At 45.8% G+C, this 8,025-nt stretch carries 7 protein-coding genes; all 7 read right to left on the reverse strand.

Going from position 1 to position 8,025, the window contains the following annotated elements; translation table 11 throughout:
- Nucleotides 1-5: 5 nt before the first annotated feature.
- The 7 genes from rpoB to secE all read right to left on the reverse strand — a co-directional run bounded on the left by rpoB (nt 6) and on the right by secE (nt 7,726).
- Nucleotides 6-4,034 carry a DNA-directed RNA polymerase subunit beta gene (gene rpoB / locus AKJ31_RS20820; protein ID WP_053410951.1) on the reverse strand — a complete coding sequence of 1,343 codons (4,029 nt, stop codon included), beginning with the start codon at nt 4,032-4,034 and terminating at the stop codon, nt 6-8.
- A gap of 230 nt (nt 4,035-4,264) precedes the next feature.
- On the reverse strand, nt 4,265-4,633 hold the full coding sequence (gene rplL, locus AKJ31_RS20825; protein WP_053410952.1) for a 50S ribosomal protein L7/L12: 369 nt from the start codon (nt 4,631-4,633) through the stop codon (nt 4,265-4,267).
- A gap of 60 nt (nt 4,634-4,693) precedes the next feature.
- On the reverse strand, nt 4,694-5,182 hold the full coding sequence (gene rplJ / locus AKJ31_RS20830; protein WP_053410953.1) for a 50S ribosomal protein L10: 489 nt from the start codon (nt 5,180-5,182) through the stop codon (nt 4,694-4,696).
- Between the two features lie 300 nt (nt 5,183-5,482).
- The gene (gene rplA, locus AKJ31_RS20835; protein WP_053410954.1) at nt 5,483-6,184 is read right to left on the reverse strand and encodes a 50S ribosomal protein L1; all 702 of its coding nucleotides are present in this window, start codon (nt 6,182-6,184) and stop codon (nt 5,483-5,485) included.
- Nucleotides 6,185-6,188: 4 nt separating this feature from the next.
- Nucleotides 6,189-6,617 carry a 50S ribosomal protein L11 gene (gene rplK / locus AKJ31_RS20840; protein ID WP_053410955.1) on the reverse strand — a complete coding sequence of 143 codons (429 nt, stop codon included), beginning with the start codon at nt 6,615-6,617 and terminating at the stop codon, nt 6,189-6,191.
- Between the two features lie 166 nt (nt 6,618-6,783).
- On the reverse strand, nt 6,784-7,332 hold the full coding sequence (gene nusG / locus AKJ31_RS20845; RefSeq protein WP_053397181.1) for a transcription termination/antitermination protein NusG: 549 nt from the start codon (nt 7,330-7,332) through the stop codon (nt 6,784-6,786).
- 13 nt (nt 7,333-7,345) lie between these two features.
- Nucleotides 7,346-7,726 (reverse strand): preprotein translocase subunit SecE, encoded by a 381-nt coding sequence (gene secE / locus AKJ31_RS20850; RefSeq protein WP_053410956.1) that lies wholly within the window; start codon nt 7,724-7,726, stop codon nt 7,346-7,348.
- Between the last annotated feature and the right edge of the window lie 299 nt (nt 7,727-8,025).

The raw sequence follows: 8,025 nt of genomic DNA on the forward strand, positions 1-8,025 counted from the left end.
GGGGATTACTCTTCGTCTTCTAGCTCGATGTTGATACCTAGCGAGCGGATCTCTTTCAACAATACGTTGAACGATTCTGGCATGCCAGGTTCCATGCTGTGGTTACCGTCTACGATGTTCTTGTACATCTTAGTACGGCCGTTAACGTCATCCGACTTAACGGTTAGCATTTCTTGTAGCGTGTAAGCAGCACCGTATGCTTCTAGTGCCCATACTTCCATCTCACCGAAACGCTGACCACCGAACTGAGCTTTACCACCAAGTGGTTGCTGAGTTACTAGGCTGTACGAGCCAGTTGAACGAGCGTGCATCTTGTCATCAACAAGGTGGTTCAGTTTCAGCATGTACATGTAACCAACAGTTACAGGACGCTCAAACGCATCACCTGTGCGACCATCAAACAGCGTTAGCTGACCAGATTCTGGTAGGTCTGCTAGTTTTAGAAGCTCTTTGATTGATGTCTCATTCGCACCGTCAAATACTGGAGTCGCGATCGGTAGACCACCACGTAGATTGCTGATCAGCGTACGAACTTCATCATCAGATAGTGACGCAATGTCTACTTTCTGACGAGTTTCACCAAGGTCGTAGACTTTCTGTAGGAAGTCACGGAACTTAGCTAGCTCTTGCTGCTCTTTCACCATTTGGTTGATCTTGTCACCGATACCTTTCGCTGCCAGACCTAAGTGTACTTCTAGGATCTGACCGATGTTCATACGCGAAGGTACACCCAGTGGGTTCAGTACGATATCAACAGGCTGACCTTTTTCATCGTAAGGCATGTCTTCAACAGGGTTGATCTTAGAGATTACACCCTTGTTACCGTGACGACCCGCCATCTTATCACCAGGCTGAATGCGACGTTTAACCGCTAGGTAAACCTTAACGATCTTCAGTACGCCCGGTGCTAGATCATCACCTTGAGTGATCTTGCGACGTTTAGTTTCGAACTTCTTGTCGAAGTCAGCTTTTAGCTCGTCCCACTGCTCAGCTAGTTGCTCAAGCTGAGTTTGTAGAGCGTCATCTTCAAGCGTTAGCTCTAACCACTTCTTACGGTCGATAGAGTCTAGTTTCGCTTCAGTGTAACCACCGTCGATAAGTACAGCTTTAACGCGGTTTAGAAGGCCACCCTCAAGAATCTGGAATTCTTCAGTAAGGTCTTTCTTCGCTTCTTTCAGCTGCATCTGTTCGATTTCAAGTGCACGTTTGTCTTTTTCAACACCGTCACGAGTAAATACTTGAACGTCGATGATAGTACCTGAAACTGAGTTTGGTACGCGTAGAGACGTGTCTTTAACGTCTGACGCTTTCTCACCGAAGATTGCACGTAGTAGCTTCTCTTCAGGAGTTAGCTGAGTTTCACCTTTAGGCGTTACTTTACCTACAAGGATGTCACCGCCTTTCACTTCCGCACCGATGTAAACGATACCTGACTCGTCTAGTTTAGACAGAGCAGACTCACCTACGTTTGGAATGTCAGCTGTGATTTCTTCAGCACCAAGCTTAGTATCACGCGCCACACAAGATAGCTCTTGGATGTGGATAGTCGTGAAACGGTCTTCTTGAACTACGCGCTCAGATACTAAGATCGAGTCTTCGAAGTTGTAGCCGTTCCAAGGCATGAACGCGATACGCATGTTCTGACCAAGCGCTAGCTCACCAAGGTCTGTTGAAGGACCATCAGCAAGAACGTCACCACGCGCTACTGGTTCACCCGGCATCACACATGGACGCTGGTTGATACACGTGTTTTGGTTAGAACGAGTGTATTTAGTTAGGTTGTAGATATCGATACCAGCTTCACCTGGTACTAGCTCGTCTTCGTTTACTTTAACAACGATACGAGAAGCATCTACAGACTGGATTACACCACCACGTTTCGCTACCGCAGTAACACCAGAGTCAACCGCGATGTTACGTTCGATACCAGTACCAACAAGAGGCTTATCAGCTTTCAGAGTTGGAACTGCCTGACGTTGCATGTTCGCACCCATCAATGCACGGTTCGCATCATCGTGTTCTAGGAACGGGATAAGCGATGCAGCGATAGATACAACCTGGTTAGTTGCAACGTCCATGTAGTCAACATGTTCGCGTGGGTGTAGGCCAGATTCACCTTTCTGACGAGCTGTGATTAGCTCTTCAGCAAATGTGCCTTCTTCAGTCAGAACCGTGTTCGCCTGAGCGATAACGTACTGACCTTCTTGAATAGCAGATAGGTAATCTACTTCGTCTGTTACTACGCCATCTACTACGCGACGGTATGGAGTCTCTAGGAAACCGTACTCGTTACAACGCGCAAACGCAGATAGAGAGTTGATCAGACCGATGTTTGGACCTTCAGGCGTTTCGATAGGACATAGACGACCGTAGTGAGTTACGTGTACGTCACGTACTTCGAAGCCAGCACGTTCACGAGTTAGACCGCCAGGACCCAATGCAGAAATACGACGCTTGTGCGTTACTTCTGAAAGCGGGTTGTTTTGGTCCATGAACTGAGAAAGCTGTGAAGAGCCAAAGAATTCTTTAACCGCAGCAGAGATCGGCTTAGCGTTGATTAGGTCTTGAGGCATGATTGCATCAAGGTCACCAAGGCTTAGACGCTCTTTAACAGCACGTTCAACACGTACTAGACCAACGCGGAATTGGTTTTCTGCCATTTCGCCAACAGAACGGATACGACGGTTACCTAGGTGGTCGATATCGTCCACTTCACCGATGCCGTTACGGATAGCGATAAGCTTCTTCATCACTTCGATGATATCAGTTTCATCAAGTGTGCCTTGCTCTTGCGCATCTTCACGTTCGATAGAGCTGTTGAACTTCATACGACCTACAGTCGATAGATCGTAACGCTCTTCAGAGAAGAATAGGCTTTCGAATAGTGCTTCAGCAGCTTCTTTCGTTGGTGGCTCACCAGGGCGCATCATGCGGTAGATTTCTACCAGTGCAGAAATACGATCAACCGTGCTGTCGATACGCAGTGTTTCTGACATGAATGGACCGTGGTCTAGGTCGTTCGTAAATAGAACTTCTAGAGCTTTGTGGCCAGCCTGAGAAAGGTTCGCTAGTGCTTCAAGAGAGATCTCTTGGTTAGCCGCAACGATGATCTCGCCAGTCGCTTCGTTGATGTAGTCTTTAGATGCAACTTTACCTACGATGTACTCAACTGGTACTTCGATATGGTCAATGCCGTCTTTCTCAAGTTGACGGATATGACGTGCAGTAACACGACGACCCGTTTCAACGTAGACTTTACCGTTCGCTTCGATGTCGAATGACGCAGTTTCACCGCGTAGACGATCAGGAACCAACTCCATAAGTAGAGTTTGATCTTTCACTTCGAAGTTGATCTTCTCAAAGAAGATATCCAGGATCTCTTCTGTCGTCTTACCTAGTGCGCGCAGAATGATCGATGCTGGAAGCTTACGACGGCGGTCGATACGTACGTATAGGTTATCCTTAGGATCAAACTCGAAATCAAGCCATGAACCACGGTAAGGAATGATACGTGCGTTGTATAGAACTTTACCTGATGAGTGGGTCTTACCCTTATCGCTGTCGAAGAATACGCCAGGGCTTCTGTGCAGCTGGGATACGATAACCCTCTCGGTACCATTGATTACGAAGGTACCATTGTCAGTCATGAGTGGAATTTCACCCATGTAGACTTCTTGTTCTTTAATGTCTTTTACAGTACCTGCTGGCGCGTCTTTATCAAAGATAACTAGGCGTAGTTTTACGCGTAGTGGTTTTGAGTAAGTTACGCCGCGAATTTGACATTCTTTAACGTCAAAAACTGGCTCACCAAGACGGTAGCTAACGTATTGCAGCTCGGAATTGCCGTTGTAGCTCTGAATCGGAAATACAGAACGGAAAGCAGCTTCAAGACCGTATTGACCTTCAGGATCCTGTTCGATGAATTTTTCGAACGAATCGAGCTGGATCGATAGCAGGTATGGAATGTCCAAAACTTGTGGACGAGTACCAAAGTCCTTACGGATGCGCTTTTTCTCGGTATAAGAGTAAACCATGGGGTTCCTCAGCTCGCTGATAAGTGACCCAAACTGCCTCGGGTAGCGTGAGACAGTGACTAAACAACTGTTTGACTGTAGTGACGTTTCATTAAGGTGTCATGAAACGTTTTTTGCTAGAACTTAGGTGACTAAACAGCGGAAAATTCACCTATGCCCTACAGCGCAAAAAGGCCGGTGGTTAAAAAACCACCAGCCATTAGCCGTTAGGCTAAGAAACTATGCAATAATTACTTAACAGTAACACTTGCACCAGCTTCTTCTAGCTGAGCTTTAAGAGCTTCAGCTTCTTCTTTCTCTACGCCTTCTTTAAGAGGTGCAGGAGCGCCGTCTACTAGAGCTTTCGCTTCTTTAAGACCTAGGCCAGTTGCGCCACGTACTGCTTTGATTACAGCAACTTTGTTGCCGCCAGCAGATTCTAGGATTACGTCGAATTCAGTTTGCTCAGCAGCAGCTTCGCCGCCAGCAGCGCCGCCAGCTACAACAGCAGCTGCAGCAGAAACACCGAATTTCTCTTCCATTGCTTCAATTAGTTCAACAACTTGCATTACAGACATTTCTGCAACTGCGTCTAGGATTTGCTCGTTAGTAATAGACATAACAATTCTCTTTTAAGTCAACAATAAGTTTATTAAGCAACCAGTAAAAAGCAAGGCTTATTAAGCAGCTTCTTTTTGATCGCGGATAGCAGCGATAGTACGTACCAGCTTGCCTGCAGAAGCTTCTTTCATGCACATCATTAGGCGTGCGATTGCTTCGTCGTAAGTTGGTAGTGTCGCTAGTACTTCAGCGTCAGTTAGCGCGCCTTCAAATGCAGCAGCTTTGATCTCGAAGTCTTTGTTCTCTTTAGCGAAGTCTTTGAAAAGACGCGCTGCAGCACCTGGGTGCTCGTTAGAGAACGCGATTAGAGTAGGACCAGTGAAAGTGTCAGTTAGACACTCGTAGTCAGTACCTTCAACCGCACGACGCATTAGAGTGTTACGAACAACTCGTACGTAAACGCCAGCTTCACGAGCTTGCTTACGTAGTGAAGTCATTGCGCTTACTTCAACGCCACGAGAATCAGCTACAACTGCAGAAAGTGCACCACTGGCAGCTTCGTTGACTTCAGCAACAATTGCTTTTTTGTCTTGAAGGTTTAAAGCCATCTTGGATTTACTCCTGGTTGTCGTTACACCACTCACTATTATCACAACAGTGAGAGCTATTGAGGTGCTTCCCAGAAGAAAGGTAACTATTTACATAGAGCTTTCTGTCAGTTCGGGCACCATCTACGTAGGACGATTAAGTCTGTACTTGTAAAACAAATTCAGACACCTACGGTCTTGGACGGAGACTGGGTCATAATTCACAGCAAATTCTTAACGAATTTAATGAACCAAAGTTCAGCCCCAACCACAAATATTAGGCGCGAAATTATACATTAATTTCACGCCTAATCAAATATATTATGCTTGAGTGTTCAGGCTACCCTGATCAACAGCAACACCAGCACCCATAGTAGTAGAGATGCTTACTTTCTTCAGGAAAGTACCTTTCGCTGAAGATGGCTTAGCTTTCTTAAGAGCAACTAGAAGTGCTTCTAGGTTCTCTTTGATCTGCTCTGCAGAGAAGTTAGCTTTACCGATAGTAGTGTGGATGATGCCGTTCTTGTCGTTACGGTAACGAACCTGACCAGCTTTAGCGTTCTTAACCGCTTCAGCAACGTTAGGAGTTACAGTACCAACTTTAGGGTTTGGCATTAGACCGCGAGGACCTAGGATAGTACCTAGCTGACCTACAACGCGCATTGCATCTGGAGAAGCAACAACTACGTCGAAGTTCATTTCGCCTTTCTTCACTTGCTCAGCAAGATCTTCCATACCAACGATGTCTGCGCCAGCTTCTTTAGCTGCTTCAGCGTTTGCACCTTGAGTGAACACTGCAACGCGGATGTCGCGGCCAGTACCGTGAGGTAGTACAGTTGCACCACGTACGTTCTGGTCAGATTTACGAGCATCGATGCCAAGGTTAACAGCAACGTCTACAGACTCAACGAATTTAGCAGTTGCTAGTTCTTGAAGAAGAGCTACAGCTTCGTTGATTTCGTATTCTTTAGTTACGTCAACTTTTTCGCGGATTACGCGCATGCGCTTAGTTAGTTTTGCCATGATCTTAACCCTCTACCACTAGGCCCATTGAACGAGCAGTACCAGCGATTGAGCGTTTCATCGCTTCGATGTCAGCACCAGTCATATCAGCAGCTTTAGTTTCTGCGATTTCTTGGATTTGAGCGTCAGTTACAGTACCCACTTTTTCAGTGTTTGGACGACCAGAACCAGACTTAACGCCAGCAGCTTTCAATAGTAGAGTCGCAGCAGGTGGAGTCTTAGTGATGAACGTGAAAGAACGGTCACTGTAAACAGTGATAACAACTGGAGTCGGTAGACCTTTCTCGATAGATTCTGTTTTCGCGTTAAACGCTTTACAGAATTCCATGATGTTAACACCGTGCTGACCTAGAGCAGGACCAACTGGTGGACTTGGGTTCGCCATACCAGCAGCAACTTGCAGCTTGATGTAAGCTTCAACTTTCTTAGCCATGATAATTCCTAAGTTTTGGGTTCAGACGCTAATCAATCGATCAGCTCCCCGTTTACGTAAAAAACTTTTTACTTCACTAGAAGTAAAAAGGCGCGAAATTATAGTCATAATTCGCGCCTTGTACAACCCTAAAAAGGTGATTTTTTATACTCTTTAATTAAGAGTCTTAGTCCAGTTTTTCAACCTGACCAAATTCAAGCTCAACTGGTGTTGCACGACCAAAGATCGATACAGACACTTTCAGGCGGCTCTTCTCGTAATCCACTTCTTCAACAGTACCGTTGAAGTCAGCAAATGGACCGTCAGTAACACGTACCACTTCACCCGCTTCGTACATAGTACGAGGACGTGGAGCTTCGCTTGCTTTCTCAAGACGATTGAGAATAGCGTCAGCTTCTTTATCAGTGATAGGAGCTGGACGGTCAGAGGTACCACCAATGAAGCCCATGACACGCGGCACACTGCGTACTAGGTGCCATGATTCATCGTTCATGATCATCTGAACAAGGACGTAACCTGGGAAGAATTTACGCTCAGATTTACGACGTTGACCTGCGCGCATTTCCACAACTTCTTCAGTTGGGACTAAAACTTCACCAAATAGCTCTTCCATGCCATGCATTTTGATATGCTCGCGAAGAGACTGGGCTACACGACCTTCAAATCCAGAGAAGGCTTGAACCACATACCAGCGTTTTTTAGGAGCTTCACTCATGAATTACAACCCTCTATACCCCAGTCGCTAAAGCAACAAGACGAACCATAATGCCGTCAATGCCCCATAGCGCTAGAGCCATTACAATACTTACAGCTAAAACGATCAGAGTTGTTTGCATAGTTTCTTGGCGTGTAGGCCAAACTACTTTGCGAACTTCCATACGAGATTCTTTAGCAAAACTGATCGCAGCTTTACCTTTCGTTGTTGTAGCAGCCACACCAAGTGCAGCAGCAATCAGCACAACAACACCTGCAGCGCGAATCACTACAGACATTTCACCATACAGGTAATTACCCACAACAGCGGCAGTTAGCAGAACGAAAGTGACAATCCACTTAAAGATATCTGCGCCATTTGAGCTCTCAGGAGTTTCAGCATTATTTGCTTTCATAAAACCAACCTGTCACAAGTCTTAATATAGACGACGACAACCCCGCTGTTGCAGGGCAAATCCATAAAACGACAGTCGCAAGGACTGACGCACTCTTAAATTGATAGAAAAGCCCGTCTTCTATCAAAAAATCCTGCTTAACATCTGCTTGTACAACAATTCAGCAAACATTATTTTTAGTGCAGAAAAAGGGCATCAAATGATGCCCTTTTTGCTACTGGTTCGTCAAATCTTATTCAAAGATTTTTCCGAAGTCTTCAGTAATTCCGGAGAATTAGTCGAAGATCTTAGCAACAACA

It is taken from the genome of Vibrio hepatarius (assembly GCF_001274785.1).
Classification (GTDB): domain Bacteria; phylum Pseudomonadota; class Gammaproteobacteria; order Enterobacterales; family Vibrionaceae; genus Vibrio; species Vibrio hepatarius.

Bases quoted from the DNA above. Each gene is read 5' to 3' on its own strand.
- rplA (WP_053410954.1), bottom strand. From the start codon at position 6,184: ATGGCAAAACTAACTAAGCGCATGCGCGTAATCCGCGAAAAAGTTGAC.
- rplJ (WP_053410953.1), bottom strand. From the start codon at position 5,182: ATGGCTTTAAACCTTCAAGACAAAAAAGCAATTGTTGCTGAAGTCAAC.
- rpoB (WP_053410951.1), bottom strand. From the start codon at position 4,034: ATGGTTTACTCTTATACCGAGAAAAAGCGCATCCGTAAGGACTTTGGT.
- nusG (WP_053397181.1), bottom strand. From the start codon at position 7,332: ATGAGTGAAGCTCCTAAAAAACGCTGGTATGTGGTTCAAGCCTTCTCT.
- secE (WP_053410956.1), bottom strand. From the start codon at position 7,726: ATGAAAGCAAATAATGCTGAAACTCCTGAGAGCTCAAATGGCGCAGAT.
- rplK (WP_053410955.1), bottom strand. From the start codon at position 6,617: ATGGCTAAGAAAGTTGAAGCTTACATCAAGCTGCAAGTTGCTGCTGGT.
- rplL (WP_053410952.1), bottom strand. From the start codon at position 4,633: ATGTCTATTACTAACGAGCAAATCCTAGACGCAGTTGCAGAAATGTCT.